Below are 15,692 nucleotides of genomic sequence, written 5' to 3' on the forward strand. Positions count from 1 at the left end.
AAAACGGCTGTCCTACAACCCCCGACTCATGGCCTACCCTGTCGGATGAGCAAGCAGCGCAGACGCCGGCAGCACCGGCAGCCCGCCCGCAGCCCGGTCACCACCGGCTCCGCGACCCCCTTCACCCCCGTAACCTTACGCCCGCGCCACGACGGCTGGACGCCCGCGCGGCAGGAGGCGTTCATCCGGACGCTCGCCGAGTGCGCCAACGTCGAGGAGGCGGGCGCCGCGGTGGGCATGTCGCCGCGCTCCGCCTACACGCTCCGCGCCCGCGCCGACGCCGGCAGCTTCCGCCAGGCCTGGGACGCGGCGCTGGACTACGGCGTCGGGCGGCTCGAGGACGCGATGCTGGGCCGCGCGCTCCACGGCGTCGCCGTGCCCGTCTTCTACCAAGGCGAGCAGATCGGCGAGCGCCGCCGCTACGACGAGCAGCTCGCCATGTTCATCCTGCGCGCCCGCGCGCCCGAGCGCTACGGCAAGTGGCGCGACGGCCTGATGGCAAAGCGCGAGCATCCCGATGGCGTGGCGCTGATGCTCCAGCGGGCGATCCTCAACTTGGCCGAGGACAATCTGGCCGACGAAGCGGGCCGCCCCCGCCGCGAGCGCCCGCCGCTCAGACGCGTGTACCTCGCCGCCGACCCCGCCGAACGGGAGGCGATGGACGAGGAGCGCCAGCGCCAGGACGCGGCGGCGCGCCAGGCGAGCTTCGAGGCCTATCTCCAGACGCTCCGCCGGCATACCGGCCTGGGCTCGTCCGAGGACGACTACGTCGACGACGTAGCGCGAACTTCCTGAACTTCCGAGGTGCGCGATCAGGAGCGCGCGGACGGCGCCAAGCCCCTCCCGTCACCCCGGACTTGTTCCGGGGTCCATCGTGGTGCGCGCGCTACGGTCGACCGGGTATGCGCGACGGTCCGTCCCCTCGCTCGCGGACGGATCGCCTGGACGGCGATGGACCCCGGAACAAGTCCGGGGTGACGAAGAAGGTGGCTGGTCCGATACACGCGGAGGCGAGTCAGGACCCTTGCGGGAGAACCGAGCCGCGTCCAACGTTTAACCCAGATCGATAAGAGCCAGCATAGGAGAGGGCCGATGCAGCAACTGAGCGCGATGGACGCGTCGTTCGTCTATCTGGAAACCCCGCACACGCCGATGCACATCGGCTCCGTCGGCATCTACGACCCCTCCACCGCGCCCGGCGGCTTCGTCCGGTTCAAGGACATCCTCCAGTTCATCCAGTCGCGCCTCTCCGGCGCGCGCAGCTTCCGCCAGCGCCTCGTCCGCGTGCCCTTCGACCTCGACCATCCCTACTGGATCGAGGACCCCGAGTTCGACATCGAGTTCCACGTCCGGCACATCGCGCTCCCCAAGCCCGGCGACTGGCGACAGCTCTGCATCCAGGTGGCGCGCCTTCACTCGCGGCCCTTGGACATGACCAAGCCGCTCTGGGAGTTCACGATCGTCGAAGGCCTCGACAATGTCGAAGGCCTGCCGCCCGGCTGCTTCGCGCTCGTCTCCAAGGTCCACCACGCCGCCATCGACGGCATGTCGGGCGTCGAGATGTCGGCGGCGATCCACGACCTCGACCCCAACATGGCCCCGCGCGAGGGCGAGCCCGACACGTGGCGGCCGGAGAACATGCCGCACGTCGCCGACCTGCTCGTGCGCTCCTACTTCAACTCGCTCGCCCAGCCCGCGCGCGTCATGGAGACGATCGGGCGGTCGCTGCCCGGCATGGCGCGGCTCGGCAGCCAGGTCGGCAAGGGCGACGTGTCGATCCGCAACGCCCGCCCCGCGCCGCGCACGCGCTTCAACGGCAAGGTCTCGGCGCACCGCGTCTGGGACGCCGTCCCGTTCAAGCTCGCCGACATCCGCGCGGTGAAGGAGGCTGTGCCCGACGCGACCGTCAACGACGTGATCCTCGCCGTCGTCGGCGGCGCGCTGCGCAAGTACCTCCTGAGCAAGGGCGAGCTGCCGCGCGACACCTTGACCGCCATGGCCCCGATCTCGGTCCGCGGCGACGGCGACAAGGGCGCGCTCGGCAACCTCGTCTCCGCGATGGTGGTGGGGCTGGGCACCACGGTCGAGGACCCGATCGAGCGGCTGCGCTACGTCCATGAGGAGGCGATCAATTCGAAGGCGATGACCAACGCGGTCGGCGCCAAGAACCTGTCCGACTATTCCAAGCTGATGCCCTCCGCACTCGCGGGGCTGGGCGCGCGCCTATACACCCGCGTGGGCGCGGCAAACGCGCACTCGCCGGTGTTCAACTGCGTCGTCACCAACGTGCCGGGCTCCCGCGTGCCGCTCTACTTCTCGGGCGCGCGCATGGTGGCGATGTACGGGACGGGGCCGATCTTCGACGGCATGGGGCTGATCAACACCATCTACAGCTACGGCCAGACGATCGCGATATCCTTCACCTCCGACCGCGACATGATGCCCGACCCTGCGGCCTATGCCGACGCGCTCCGCGAGACGTTCGCCGAGATGCAGGCCGCGTCGACGAACCTTGGCGCGAAACCAAGCGCGGCGCTGCCGGTTAACGTGGGTGAGGCCGAACCGGCCGCTCGATAGAGGAGAAGCACCATGGCCCAGGACGACAACGCCGCATCCCAAGCCGACGCCACCGCCCGCGAGGCAGCGGGCGCCGCGCAGGGGACCACCGACCGGATGCGCGAGGGCATGGCGCGCGCCGGCGAGGCTATGCGTGCCGGCGGGCAGAAGATCGCCGAGAACAACGCGCAGATCGGCTTGAAGATGATCGATCAAGCGGAGACCAACGCCCACCAGGCCTTCGAGGCGATGCGCCGCGCCGCCCAGGCCAAGGACCTGTCGGAGGTCATGCGCATCCAGGGCGACTATCTGCGCGAACAGGGCACGCGCTCGATGACCCAGGCGCGCGAGATCGGCGAGCTGATCATGCAGTTCGGCCGCGACGCCGTCGGCACGATGCGCGGCCAGGGCGGCTCAGGCCAGGGATGACCGACCTCTTCCCTCTCCCGCTTTCGCGGGAGAGGGTGGCCGAGCGCAGCGAGGTCAGGTGAGGGCCCGTTCTGACGTAAGAGGGTGCCCTCACTCTGCTGCTTCGCAGCTGTCCCTCTCCCACGAAAGCGGGAGAGGGCAAAATTGGGTCAGGCGTGCCCGGCCCGGGGGTAGACCCAGCTCCTCAAGCCCTCGCGCTTGAACGGGGCCCAGCCGTCCTCCGGCTGCGCTAGCCGGTCGGCGACCGCGTAGAGCGCGGCCGGGTTGACGCCCAGACCGCAATGGCTGCCGTACACCTCGATATTGTCGGTCGTGCCGCACTGGGGCTCGCGGCAGTTCTGCCAGGCGACGACGCCGTCCTCCTTGCTGTAGATGGCGGTGGACGGCACGGGCGGGGGCGAACGGCCCTCCTCGATCATGCCCCGCGTGTAGCGGTCGTCGACCCGGTCGCCGCTCATCAGCTCATAGAGCCGCCACACGGTGGTCGCCTTGGGCGTGCCCGCGAAGGGGGAGCCCAGCGTGATGATCTGGCGCACCGCGTCCGGCGCGCGGCGCGCGGCCATGCGGGCGAGCACGCCGCCCAGGCTCCAGCCGACCAGGCTCACCTTCTGGCCGGTGCGCTCGTGGATCTCGCGGATCTTGGCGACCAGCTTCTCGCCCTCGCGGCCGACCGCGCGGGGGCCGAGGTTGCGGCCCAGACCCCACTCGCACGCGTCATAGCCGAGCTGGCGCAGGAAGCGGCGGAGCACGGCGGTGGACGCGTCGGTCGTCATGAAGCCCGGCAGCACGAGCACGGGATGTCCGTCGCCCCGCGGCGCCGTCGCCAGAAGCGGGCCGGCGGCGACCGAAAACGACCCCCACTCCGCGAGCGCGCGGGGGAGTTCGGTCAAAGCGAGTAGCGCGGAAGGCGGCCGGGTGGCGCCTCCCGTGGGAATGGCGGATGCCATGTGTTTCTCCTGCGAGGTGCCGTCATCAACCCCCGGACGGCTATATGGTTCATTTCACGCCGAATGCATGGTGCCGGGCAAACACCCGCGCGGCGTCGAACGACAGGATCGCGAGGTCGTGCCGCGTCCCGCCGCGGTCCTGCACATGCTCGCGCAGGAGCGCCTCTCCTCGGAAGCCCAGGCTCTCGAACAGCTGCACCGCGCCCGTCTGGTCGGGCGTCATGTGGGCGACGAGCTTGGCAAGCCCGCGCTCCGCCGCGATCGCGAACACCGCCTCGAGGAGGTCGCGGCCGAGCCCGTGTCCGCGCCGCTCCGCGGAGACGAGCAGGCGCACTTCGCCGACATGCGGGCTCCACCCCAGTGGATCGCGCACCAGCGCGGCGGTGCCGACGAGCTCGCCCCCATCCTCCGCGACGAGGCTGTCGATCCAGCCCTCCCTGATCGCGCGCAGCCACGCCTCGATCACGCGCGGATGCTTGAGGTCGCGGCCGAGGAACAGGAGGTCGTGCTCGGGCAATCCGGCGGCGAAGCTCCGCATCCGCTCGGCGTCGTCGGGTTCGAAGCGGCGGATTATATGGCTCATGTCGAACGCACCCCCAACCAGTGGACGAGCTTGGGCCAGAGCCGCTTCACCGCGTTGCCGCCGGCGACGAGGCTGACATGGCCGCCTTTCAGGACGACTTCCTCCTTGTCCGCCGAGCCGATCATGCCGATGAGCGGCGCGGAGGCTTCGGTCGGCACGATATGGTCGTGCTGCGCCGCGACGTGGAGGAAGGGGGCGGTGATGCGCCGGAGGTCGACGCGCCGCCCGCCCACCTCCAGCGTGCCGGCGAGCAGCCGGTTCTCCCACATGAGCAGCTTGGTCGTCTGCCGGAAATACTCGCCCGCGAGCGGCAGGATGTCGCTCGCCCAGCGGTCGAACATGCGGAAGGATTTCACGAACTCGTCATCGTGGAGTTGGTCGTAGAGCCTCGCCCCGGTCACCGCGCGCGTGCCGGGGCGGAGCATGTCGAACGCGGTGTAGAGATAGTCGCCCGGGCAGTTGCCGAACGTGTCCACCAGCCGGTCCACGTCGAAGAAGCGCCGGTCGGCCCAGGCCTGGAACATCTCCATCCGGCTGAAATCGACGGGCGTGGTGAAGGTGACTAGGTTGGCGAGCGGGCCGTTCCCCTCCAGCGCCGCCCAGAGCAGCGACAGCACGCCGCCGAAGCAGTAGCCGACGACCGAGACGTCCGGCTCGCCGGTCTCCTCCTGCACCCGCGCGACGGCGCTCGGCAGGAAGTCGAGCACGTAGCTCTCCAACGTCAGCCGCCGCTCGTCGGCGCGGGGCGGGGCCCAATCGAGCATGAACACGTCGAAGCCGTGATCGAGAAGGTATTCAACCAGGCTTTGACCCGGCACCATGTCGAAGATGTAGCCGCGGTTGGTCGTCGCCATGACGAGCAGCAGCGGCACGCGGTACACGTCGTCGACGCGCGGCCGATAGCGGTAGAGCCGCATCGTGCCGCGCTCGACGAGCACGTCCTTCGCGGACGCTCCGAGCACGGGTGCGGGGGAGGCGAGATACTCCAGCCCTTTGATGTTGCGCCGGAGCGCGCGTTCGAACTCGGCCTGCGCGGCGAGGAATGGGTCGGGGGCGGGTGCGTTCACCCCTCGGGCGTCTCCGGCGGCTTGCGGTTGCGGGTAGGTCCGGCGGGCGCGGGCTTCTCCGTCGCGGCGGGCGCGAGCTCCGCCAGCTTCGCCTCCATCCGGAACAGCGCACCCTCGATGCGCGCGAGCCGGGCGGAGATGTCCTCGATCTCCGCGCGGCTCGGCATGTTGGCGGCGGCGAGCGCGCGTTCCATCACGCCGCGGAACGCTTCCTGCGCGTGGCTCGTCGCGGCCGTCGCGCCGCCCAGCATGCGCACGAACTCTTCGGATTTCAGCGTCTGGCCGCCCATCGAGTTGGTGGCCTTCTCCCACTCGCCCAGCATGGAACGGAAGAACGCGGCATAGTCGGGCGGCGTGCTGCTCATCCCCGCATCGTCGCGCGGGCGGGGGAGGGCGTCAAGGGCGACGCTCGCGGGCCTCCGGCGCGGGCGGGATCTCGGGGAGCGGTTCGTCGATGCGGGGTCCGCCGGAAGGCGTGACGGGGACGGGACCCGACGCCGTCGTCTCCAGGGTCGCGTCGCCGCCGAGCGAGCGGTATAGCGCGACGCGGTTGGTGCCCGCCAGCAACTGCGCCTGCACCAGCGTCTGCTGCGCCTGCAGGAAGGAGCGCTGCGCGTCGAGCAGCGTTAGGAACGTATCGATGCCGCCGCGATAACGCGCCTCGTTGAGCCGCAGCGTCTCGTTGGTGGCGGCGACGAGCTGGCGGCTGGCGCGCAGCTGCTCGCCGATCGTGCCCTGCCGCGCGAGCGCGTCCGACACCTCGCGAAAGGCGATCTGGATCGCGCGCTCGTACGTGGCGAGCGCGGCGTCGCGCTGCGCCTGGCTGAGCCGCACGTTCGCCCGCGCCGCGCCGGCCTGAAAGATCGAATAGGTGGCCTGCGGCGAAACGGAGTAAGTGAAGGTGTCGCCCGAGAAGAGGCTGGAGAGCGCATTGCTCGCGAAGCCGAGTACGCTCGTCAGCGAGATGCGCGGGAACAGGGCCGCGCGCGCCGCGCCGATCTCGGCGTTGACCGCGCGCAGCTCGTACTCCGCCTGCACCACGTCCGGGCGGCGAAGCAGGATGCGGCTGTCGAGCCCGGCGGGAAGCGCCGCCAGCGTCTGCGACGCCTCATCGATCGTGGCGGGGAGCAGCGCCTCATCGACGGGCGCCCCCACGAGCAGCTGTAGCGCGTTCGCGTCCTGCGCGACCAACGCGCGCTGGTTCGCGAGCGAGGCCTCGGCGGTCGCCAGGATCTGCTGCGCCTGGGTCAGGTCGGACCGCGGCGCGATGCCGCCCTCCAGCCGCGCGCGCGTGAGGCGCACGCTCGCCTGCGCCGCGCGCGCGGTCTCCTCGGCGACGCGGAGCAGCGATCGGTCGGCGGCGTAGGTCAGCCACGCTTCCGCGATGTCGCCGACCAGGATCAACCGCGTCGCGCGTGCGGCGGCTTCTTGCGCGAAATAGCGTTGCTGCGCCGCGCGGGTGAGCGAGGCGACGCGGCCGAACAGGTCGATCTCGAACTGGGTGAAGCCGAGCTGCGTCTGGAAAAAGTCGGTCGCGCGGCCGCCGCTGGAGCTGCTGGTGGTCGTGCCGGTTCCGGTGCCGCCCGAACCGGTGCCGGTCCCTCCGGTGCCGGTGCCCGTACCTGTCCCGGTGCCCGTTCCTCCGGTCGTGCCGCCCGTGGTCGTGCCGCTGTTGTTGCCCGTGAAGCCGCCCGCGACACCCTGCGCACGCTGGTAACGGCCGGTCAGATCGACCTGCGGGAACCGCTCAGCGCGCTGGATGCGGTAGAGCTCGCGCGCGGAGCGGATGTTGGCGACGGCGATCCGCAGGTCGCGGTTGTTGGCGAGCCCCTGCGCGATGACCTGCTGGAGCCGCGGATCGCGGAAGATGTCGCGATAGGTGATCGCCGGCAGTGACGCCTCCGACTGGCGCAGATACGCATCGCCTACCGGCCAGGAGGGCGGGACGGGCAGGTCGGGCCGGACCAGCTTCGGGTCCATCGAGCAACCGGCGAGCGCCGCTGCCGCGGCGAGCAGGATGACCTTGCGCATCACGCCGGCTCCGCCTCCGGTTCCTTGCCGTCGCGTGGGCGATGCCCCGTCGGCTCGCCCCTGAGCTTCGCCAGCCCGTCGCGTGCGCCGCGGCGGACCAGGACGAAGAAGAAGGGGATGTAGAACACGGCCAGCACCGTCGCGGTCAGCATGCCGCCGATCACCGAGGTGCCGATCGCGATACGGCTGTTCGCGCCCGCGCCCGTCGAGATGGCGAGCGGCAGCACGCCGATGATGCACGCGATGCTGGTCATCAGGATCGGCCGGAAGCGCAGGCGCGCGGCCTCCAGCGCGGCGTCGATCACGCGCGCGCCGCCCTTCTCCTCCTGCTCGGCGAACTCGATCATCAGGATGGCGTTCTTGGCCGCCAAGCCCATGGTCGTGAGCAGGCCGATCTGCAGGTACACGTCGTTGATGAGCCCGCGCAGCGTCACGAACGCGACCGCGCCCACCAGGCCCAGCGGAATCGTGAGCATCACCGCGACCGGAATGGACCAGCTCTCGAACAGAGCGGCGAGGCAGAGGAAGACGACCAGCAGCGACAGCGCGTAGAGGAGCGGCGCCTGGCCCGAGGAAAGCTCCTCTTGATAGGAGAGGCCCGACAGCTCGACGCTGGTGCCCGGGATCTCCGCCGCCAGTTCGCGCATGCGCTCCAGCGCCTCGCCCGAGCTGCGGCCGGGCGCGGCCGAACCCTGGAATTCGAAGGAGGGGATGCCGTTGAAGCGCGACAAGGTGGTCGGCGCCTGGCTCCAGCCGGTGGTGGCGAAGGACGAGAAGGGGACCATCTGGCCGTTCGCTCCGCGCACGAACCACTGGTTCAGATCCTCCGGCTGGTCGCGATACTCGGCGTCGCCCTGGACATAGACGCGCTTCACGCGGCCGCGGTCGACGAAGTCGTTCACATACTGCCCGCCCCAGGCGATCGACAGCGCGCCGTTCACGCCCTGCTGCGTCAGGCCCAGCGCCGTCAGCTTCTGCTGGTCGGCGTTGACCTGCAGCGTGGCGACGTCGGGCAGCTCGGTCTGGCGGACGGAGGCGAGCAGCGGGTCGGCACGCGCCGCGGCGAGCAGCTGGTCGGCGGCTTCCCTGAACCGCTGGCGGCTGAGCCCGCCCGTGTTCTGGAGCTGGATGCTGAAGCCGTTCGCTTGGCCGAGACCGCGGATCGCCGGCGGCACCAGCGCGAACACCTGCGCGTCGCGGAAGCCCTGGAAGGCGGCGGAGGCGCGGGCGACGATCGACTCGGCGTCCTGGCCTTCCCCCTCGCGCTGCGCCCAGTCGACGAAGTTGAGGTAGGCCTGGCCGGTGTTCTGGCCGCTCGTTCCGCCACCGCCGCCACCCGCGACGGTGAACATGGTGCGGAGATTCTGCCCCTCGTTGCGGGCGAAATACTCTTCGATGCGGCGCTGCACTTCCGTCGTCCGGCCCTGCGTCGCGCCCGGCGGCAGCTGGAACTGGACGATCGCGCCGCCTTGGTCCTCGGTCGGCAGGAAGCCGGTGGGCAGGCGCAGGAAAAGCACGGCCAGCAGCGCGCAGGTCGCGACGTAAGCGCCCATCGACAGCCACTTGCGCTCGATCACCTTCCGCGTGACCCGCAGGTACCAGTCGGTCAAGCGCCGGAAGCCGTTGTTGAACCCGTCGCGCAGGCGTCCAACGAACCTCGCCACGCGCGGCAGCCGGCGGGCGAACCAGCCGCGGGTCTTCTCGCCGTCGGCCTGCTCCTCTTCCCGACGCTTCAGGAAGTTGGAGGTGAGCGCGGGCGAGAGGATCAGCGCCACCAGCACCGACAGGATCATGCCTGCGATGATCGTGACGGAGAACTGGCGATAGATGACGCCCGTCGAGCCGCCGAAGAAGGCCATGGGTATGAACACCGTCGAGAGCGCGATCGCGACGGCGATCAGCGCGACGCTGATCTCGTCCATCGACCGAATCGTCGCCTCCTTGGGGGTCATGCCGGGATTCTCCTCGAGCAGACGCTCGACGTTCTCGACGACCACGATCGCGTCGTCGACGAGCAGACCGATCGAGAGCACAAGGCCGAACAGGGTCAGCGTGTTGATCGACAATCCCAGCGCGTAGAACACGGCAAAGGTGCCGAGCAGCACCACGGGCACCGCGATCGTCGGGATCAGCGTCGCGCGCCAGCTCTGCAGAAAGACGAACATGACGACGACGACCAGGATGATCGCCTCAATCAGCGTCTTCACCACCTCCTCGATCGACAGGCGGATGAAGTCGGTGGAGTCGTTGGCGTAACCGAACTTCAGGCCCGGCGGGAAGTTCTCGGCCGCCGCCTCGATCTGCTGCTTGACGAGCTGCGCGGTCGCCAGCGCGTCCGCGCCGGGCGCCAGGAGGATGGCGATGCCCGCGCCGGGGTGGCGATTCACGCGCGACAGCGCCGCGTAGCTCTCCGCGCCCAGCTCCACCCAGCCCACGTCCGATATGCGGACGGTGGCGCCGTTGGGCAACGTCTTCAGGATGATGTCGCGGAACTGCTGCGGCGTCTGGAGCCGCGACTGGGCGGTGACCTGCGCGTTCAGGAGGTTGGTCGTGGGCTGGGGCTGGCCGCCCAGCTCGCCGGCCGCGACCTCCGTATTCTGCGCCTGGATGGCCGCCGTCACGTCCTGGGGCACGAGCTGGAAGCTCTGCAGCTTCTCCGGCTCCAGCCAGATGCGCATGGCGTATTGCGATCCGAACACGTTGGTGTCGCCCACGCCCGGCGTGCGCGCGAGCGGGTCCTGCAGCGTGGAGACGAGATAGTCGGACACGTCGCGGTTGGTGAGCCGGTCCGTCTCGTCATAGACGCCGACGATCATCAGGAAGTCCGGGTTGGACTTGCGGACGACCAGGCCCTGCTGCTGCACCTGGGCGGGCAGGCGGGGGATGGCCTGCTGCACCTGGTTCTGGACCTGCACCTGCGCGATGTCGGGGTCGACGCCCTTGTCGAACGTCGCGGTGATCGAGACCTGCCCGCGCGAGCTCGACTGCGACTGGAAATAGAGCAGGCCGTCGATGCCCGTCAGCGACTGCTCGACGACCTGCGTCACCGAGTTCTGGATCGTCTCCGCGTTCGCGCCGGGATAATTGGCGCGGATCGTCACCTGAGGCGGGGCCACGTCCGGATATTGCGCGATCGGCAGGCCGAAGATCGCGCCCACGCCCGCCAGCATGACGATGATGGCGAGCACCCAAGCGAAGATGGGCCGTTCGATAAAGATGCGGGACACTGCTCGGCTACCCGCCCTTCTTCGACTGTTGCATCTTTTCCAGCTGCTCGGGCGAGGGCGGGCGGACCTGCTGCGGCGCGGTGGCGGGCACGGGGCGGACGGGCGCGTTGGGGCGCAGCGTCGGCAGCAACCCTTGCGTGATCACCCGGTCGCCGGGGTTCAGGCCCTGCGTCACGACCCAGTACTCGCCCTGCGTACGCTCGGCGACGACGTCGCGCTGCACGGCACGGTTGCCCGGGCCGACGATGAACAGCCGGGCGCGGCCCTGCGGGTCGCGGGTGACAGCGGACTGCGGCACCAGGAAGGCGCGCTGGTTGATCGCCTGCGCGAAGCTCGCGCGAACGAACATGCCGGGCAGCAGCAGCCCCTGCGGGTTCGGGAAACGCGCGCGGATCGTGACGGTGCCCGTGGACTGGTCGACGACCACCTCCGAGAACTGGACGGTGCCGGCGTACCCGTAGTCGCTGCCGTCCTCCAGCTGGAGGCGCATCTGCGCGCTGGCGGGCACGACGCCGCCCTGCGCCAGGGACCGTCGCAGGCTGAGCAGGTCGGCGGCCGAGCGCTGGATGTCGACGAAGATCGGGTCGAGCTGCTGGATCGTGGCGAGCGGGTCCGCCTGGCTGGTCGTCACCAGCGCGCCGACGGTGAACAGCGACCGGCCGATCCGTCCGCTGATGGGGGCGGGCACGGTGGTGAAGCGCAGGTTGATGCGCGCCGTCTCCAGCGCGGCGCGGTTCTGCTGCACGGTGGCGGCCGACTGGCGCGCGGTGGCGGCGGCGTCCGTATATTCCTGGCGCGACACCGCTTCGATCTCCGCGAGCGGTGCCAGGCGTCCGGCGCGCACCTGCGCCGCCTGGGCGGCGGCCTGCGAGGCGGTGACGTTGGCGGCGGCCTGGTTCACCGCGGCGCGGTAGAGCGAGGGATCGATTTGATAGAGCGGCTGTCCCTGACGGACGATCGACCCTTCTTCGAAGAAGCGGCGCTGGATCACGCCCGACACCTGCGGGCGGACCTCCGAACTCTGAAACGCGACGGTGCGGCCGGGGAGCACGGTGACGAGCGCGGCGTCGGTCGGCTGCACGGTGATGAAGCCGACCTGCGGCGGCTGCCCTCCCGGACCGCCCGGACCGCCGCCTTTCTGTCCGCCCTGACCTTTCGCGGCGCCTTCGCCGCTTCCGCAGGCGGCGAGCGTCAACGCCAGAACCGCGCAGCCCGCGCGCAGGAGACTGCCCGCACCACCGATCGACCGCGTCACCCCATTCTCCTGAACCGCGCCGGCGAGCGCCGGGCGAGGACGCCCATGCGTCATGCGGACCCTTCTTGCAAACCCGTTACAGCCCTGCGCCGCTTCCGTCATCGGCGGCGCGTTAGCCGGACGGCGCGGTCGCCGCTTCCACCTGAATTATGTCTGAATGATTTCCCTAATAGGCGGGCGTCAGCACGCCCAGCAGCGCGCTCAGCGCCGCGTCCTCCCGCTCCTCCAGCCAGTGCGCATAGACGCCGAAGCGGGCGGCGGGATGCGCGAAGGGGAGGAGCGCGACCTGCCCGAGCGCGGGGTAGTCATGACTCTCGCAGAGCAGCGCCGCGCCCCCGCCGTCGGCGACCATCGCCAGGATACGTCCCAAGCCGCAGTCGCGCATGTCGCTGGTGGGGCAGGCGCCCTCGCCGAAGACGCGCCGCGACAGGAAGCGGTGCACCTCCGCGCCCGCCGAGCGGCGCGACGCCAGGAACAGGAGGTCGCGCGCAGCGTCCGGCGCGACGTACGCCTCGGCGGCGAGCGCGTGCCCGCGCGGCAGGGCGAGCAGCGCCCGGTCCTCCCAGAGCCGGACCGAGCGGAAGCCCGGATCGGGCTCGCCCGGCAGCAGCCCCAGCGCGATCTCGCCCGACCGCAAGCCAGCGAGCAGGCCCGCGCGCCCCATCTCGTGCACGCCGACCAGCACGTCGGGTCGTCGTCGCCCGAAGGCGACCAGCTCCTCGCCTAACCGGTCGCGGCCGATCGCCGCCGAACAGCCGATGGCCAGCGTGATGTCGTCCAAGCTCCTCTCGAAGGGCGACTCTGTCGTGGTCGTTGCCATTGGGCGCGAGCATGCGCGAGGGCGGTCCCGCCCGCGCATGCTCCGCGACGAAGCTGCGACGAAGCCGCGCACGGCATCTCGCCGGGCTCCGGCCCAGCTGCTAAACGGTTCCGAACAGGGGAGGACCAGGGCGTCATGTCCGCACCGCACATCGTCATGGTGGACGACGAGGAAGACCTGCGCGAGCCGGTCGCCGCTTACTTGCGCGACCAGGGCGTGGAGGTGGAGGAAGCCGACGGCGGCCCCGCGCTCGACCGGCTGCTCTCCGCGCGCGTGCCGCAGGTCGCGGTGCTCGACGTCACCATGCCGGGCGAGGACGGCTTCTCGATCGCGCGCCGCCTGCGCGCCTCCTACGGCCCCCGGATCGGCATCATCATGCTGACCGCGCGGCGCGACCTGGTCGACCGCGTCGTCGGCCTGGAGCTGGGCGCGGACGATTACATGATGAAGCCGTTCGAGCCGCGCGAGCTCCTCGCCCGCGTCCGCTCGGTCGCGCGCCGCGTGGCTGAGCCCGCGGCCGCCGCTCCCGCGCCGGAACCGGAGGCGAAGCCCGCGCCGGCGAACGGCTATCACGACGCTTTTTGGGTGCAGACGAGCCGCGGCCAGATCCGCGTCCCCGTCGACACGATCGAGTGGATCGAGGCCGCCAAGGACTATGCGCTGCTCCACACGGGTGAGCGCAGCCACATGATCCGCGTCACCATGGCCGCGCTCGCCGAGACGCTCGACCCCGAGCGCATGATGCGCGTCCACCGCTCCGCCTTCGTGCGGCCGGCGGCGGTGAGGGAGGTCGCCCAAGTGGGGCGGCACACGACGCTGGTGCTGCAATCGGGGACGGCGGTGCGGGTGGGCCCTATCCACGCCGACGAAGTCCGGCAGCGGTTGAGGCGTTAGTTCGGCCAGGTGATCCTATCTCAGCCGTCATCCTGAACTTGTTTCAGGATCCAGCGTGGTACGCGCGACCAAGGCTGAGTCGTTCGCACAGCCCTGGATGCTGAAACAAGTTCAGCATGACGGGGATGAAGAGGGCTCCAGGGCGGCGCTAAGCGAATCAGGTACTCGTCATCCGCTTCGTCGCTTCGTCTCCATCCCGTCGCGAAACGGCTGACCGGAGAAGCCTGAGGGTGGATAGCGCGCTCAACGCTTTTCCAAGGTCACCCACGATGAAGAAGCAGCCCAATCCCTATCTCATCGGCATCATCAGCTTCGCCGTCACGGTGTTGGCCATCATGCCGCAGGCGTCGATCGCCTGAGCGTTTCGCGCGGCTGGACTCCTCCCCGCTCCCGGCCGCGCGCCGGCGGTCCGCTTCCCTCGTGCGGAACCGTCGGAGGGGCCGCCCGGACCTGTTCCGGGCGGCCTTTCAGTTTCCCGCCAGCAGATCGCGGCACGCCGCGCGCAGCACCTCTTCGACGCAGGGGTGGTAGAAGGCCTGGTCCGCCAGCCGTCCCGCGCTCATGCCCTGTGCCACCGCGAGGCAGAGTAGGTGCCCGACATGCTCCGCGCCCGGCCCGACGATCGCGCCGCCGAGCAGCCTGCCTTCGCGGTCGGCATAGACGCTGAGGAGCCCGCCCGCGTCGCGCCCGCCGTCGATCGTGACGCGGCCGTTGTCGCCGAAATCAGCCCGGCCGATCCGATGCCCCTCGGGTAACGCCCCGTAGCCGCAGCCGACCAGCACCACCTCCGGCTCGGTGAACGTCATCGCCAGCTCGGGCAGCCGCGCGAGCGGAGCTCCGCCCACCGCCACCGCGCCCGCGCTCTCGCCCGTGCGCGACGCCTCGTGCAGCACGGGCCGGTCGGCGGCCGCGTCGCCCGCCATGAACACCGCGCTGTCACCGCAGCGCCGCGTGACGGGGTCGAACTCGGGCGTGCCGTGCTCGTCCAGCTTCAGCCCCGCCGCTTCGAGGTTCAGCGGCTTCAACTCCGGCCGGATGCCGCTGGCGGAGATCACGAGGTCGAACGTTCCTTCGCCGCCCGCCCAGCGCAGCCGCGCCGCGCCCTCGGCCATCTTCGCCGCCTCCAGTTCCTGCTCGAGCCGCAGGTCGACCATGCCGGCGAAGATGTCGCGTGCGACCCGGGCCACGTCCGGGTCCTCCAGCTTGGCGACGGTCGCCCCGTCGTCGATGACCGTCACCTCCGCGCCCAGCCAGCGGAACGCCTGCGCCTGCTCCAGCCCCAGCGGCCCCGCGCCGAGCACCGCGACGCGGCGGGGCAGGGTGGGGATCTCGAACAGGTCCTCGTAGGTGCGCACCAGCGAGCGCACGGGATCGAGCACGGGCGGCACGGCGGGCCGCCCGCCCGTCGCGATCACCACCGCGCCCGCCTCGATGCGCGGGCCGCCCTCGACCTCCAGTGCCGTCGGCCCGACGAACCGCGCCGCGCCGTCGATCCGCTGAGCTTCCGGGATTGCGAACCAGCCCTCCATCGCCGACGCGACGAAACGGTCGCGCTCGGCCCTCATCCGCGCGAGCACCGCCACGCCGTCCACCTCGACCGAGCCGGTGCGCACGCCGAACATGCCCGTCCGCCGGGCGTGCTCCGCCGCCTTGGCCGCGGCGAGCATCAGCTTGGACGGCATGCAGCCGACGCGCGCACAGGTGGTGCCGCCCGGTCCGCGCTCGACGATGACGGCGCGCTTGCCCAGGCCGTTTGCCGCGCGCCAGGCGGCGAGTCCCGCCGTGCCTGCGCCGATCACCGCCACGTCGCAGGTCAGGGTCTCGCTCATCCAGGTTAGACGCGGGCCGAGCGCCGCCGGTTCCGGGGAACAAAGCGCCCGCGT

The 15,692-nt window shown here is 70.7% G+C and carries 13 protein-coding genes; 4 read left to right on the forward strand and 9 right to left on the reverse strand.

Going from position 1 to position 15,692, the window contains the following annotated elements:
- Positions 1–45: 45 nt before the first annotated feature.
- From CKY28_RS16020 to CKY28_RS16030, 3 genes are all read left to right on the forward strand, one after another.
- Positions 46–795 carry a hypothetical protein gene (locus tag CKY28_RS16020; RefSeq protein ID WP_095999391.1) on the forward strand — a complete coding sequence of 250 codons (750 nt, stop codon included), beginning with the start codon at positions 46–48 and terminating at the stop codon, positions 793–795.
- A gap of 297 nt (positions 796–1,092) precedes the next feature.
- Positions 1,093–2,577, forward strand: coding sequence for a WS/DGAT/MGAT family O-acyltransferase (locus CKY28_RS16025; protein WP_095999392.1), 1,485 nt, complete (start codon positions 1,093–1,095; stop codon positions 2,575–2,577).
- 12 nt (positions 2,578–2,589) lie between these two features.
- Positions 2,590–2,985: a phasin family protein gene (locus CKY28_RS16030; RefSeq protein ID WP_095999393.1), complete on the forward strand. Its 396-nt coding sequence runs from the start codon at positions 2,590–2,592 to the stop codon at positions 2,983–2,985.
- 149 nt (positions 2,986–3,134) lie between these two features.
- Here CKY28_RS16030 and CKY28_RS16035 read toward each other — a convergent pair whose 3' ends face one another.
- The 8 genes from CKY28_RS16035 to CKY28_RS16070 form a co-directional block, all read right to left on the reverse strand.
- The gene (locus tag CKY28_RS16035; RefSeq protein ID WP_245841878.1) at positions 3,135–3,875 is read right to left on the reverse strand and encodes an alpha/beta hydrolase; all 741 of its coding nucleotides are present in this window, start codon (positions 3,873–3,875) and stop codon (positions 3,135–3,137) included.
- A gap of 106 nt (positions 3,876–3,981) precedes the next feature.
- Positions 3,982–4,515, reverse strand: a complete 534-nt coding sequence (locus tag CKY28_RS16040) for a GNAT family N-acetyltransferase (protein ID WP_095999395.1) — start codon at positions 4,513–4,515, stop codon at positions 3,982–3,984.
- Positions 4,512–5,582 carry an alpha/beta fold hydrolase gene (locus tag CKY28_RS16045; protein WP_095999396.1) on the reverse strand — a complete coding sequence of 357 codons (1,071 nt, stop codon included), beginning with the start codon at positions 5,580–5,582 and terminating at the stop codon, positions 4,512–4,514. The genes CKY28_RS16040 and CKY28_RS16045 overlap by 4 nt, the downstream gene beginning before the upstream one ends.
- Positions 5,579–5,947, reverse strand: coding sequence for a poly(R)-hydroxyalkanoic acid synthase subunit PhaE (locus CKY28_RS16050; RefSeq protein ID WP_095999397.1), 369 nt, complete (start codon positions 5,945–5,947; stop codon positions 5,579–5,581). Before CKY28_RS16050 ends, CKY28_RS16045 begins: the two co-directional genes overlap by 4 nt.
- Positions 5,948–5,978: 31 nt before the next feature.
- Positions 5,979–7,613 carry an efflux transporter outer membrane subunit gene (locus tag CKY28_RS16055; protein ID WP_095999398.1) on the reverse strand — a complete coding sequence of 545 codons (1,635 nt, stop codon included), beginning with the start codon at positions 7,611–7,613 and terminating at the stop codon, positions 5,979–5,981.
- Positions 7,613–10,783 (reverse strand): multidrug efflux RND transporter permease subunit, encoded by a 3,171-nt coding sequence (locus tag CKY28_RS16060; protein WP_425442543.1) that lies wholly within the window; start codon positions 10,781–10,783, stop codon positions 7,613–7,615. The genes CKY28_RS16055 and CKY28_RS16060 overlap by 1 nt, the downstream gene beginning before the upstream one ends.
- 64 nt (positions 10,784–10,847) lie before the next feature.
- Complete coding sequence (locus CKY28_RS16065) at positions 10,848–12,095, reverse strand: efflux RND transporter periplasmic adaptor subunit (protein WP_245841879.1); 1,248 nt, start codon at positions 12,093–12,095, stop codon at positions 10,848–10,850.
- A 166-nt stretch (positions 12,096–12,261) separates the two neighbouring features.
- Complete coding sequence (locus CKY28_RS16070; RefSeq protein WP_176473139.1) at positions 12,262–12,876, reverse strand: LysR family substrate-binding domain-containing protein; 615 nt, start codon at positions 12,874–12,876, stop codon at positions 12,262–12,264.
- Positions 12,877–13,050: 174 nt separating this feature from the next.
- Between CKY28_RS16070 and CKY28_RS18830 the strand changes: the two genes are divergently transcribed.
- Positions 13,051–13,809 (forward strand): response regulator, encoded by a 759-nt coding sequence (locus tag CKY28_RS18830; RefSeq protein ID WP_176473140.1) that lies wholly within the window; start codon positions 13,051–13,053, stop codon positions 13,807–13,809.
- A 467-nt stretch (positions 13,810–14,276) separates the two neighbouring features.
- Here CKY28_RS18830 and CKY28_RS16080 read toward each other — a convergent pair whose 3' ends face one another.
- Positions 14,277–15,638, reverse strand: a complete 1,362-nt coding sequence (locus CKY28_RS16080) for a dihydrolipoyl dehydrogenase (protein ID WP_095999402.1) — start codon at positions 15,636–15,638, stop codon at positions 14,277–14,279.
- Positions 15,639–15,692 lie beyond the last annotated feature (54 nt).

Source organism: Sphingomonas lenta, from assembly GCF_002288825.1.
GTDB classification, from domain to species: domain Bacteria; phylum Pseudomonadota; class Alphaproteobacteria; order Sphingomonadales; family Sphingomonadaceae; genus Sphingomonas; species Sphingomonas lenta.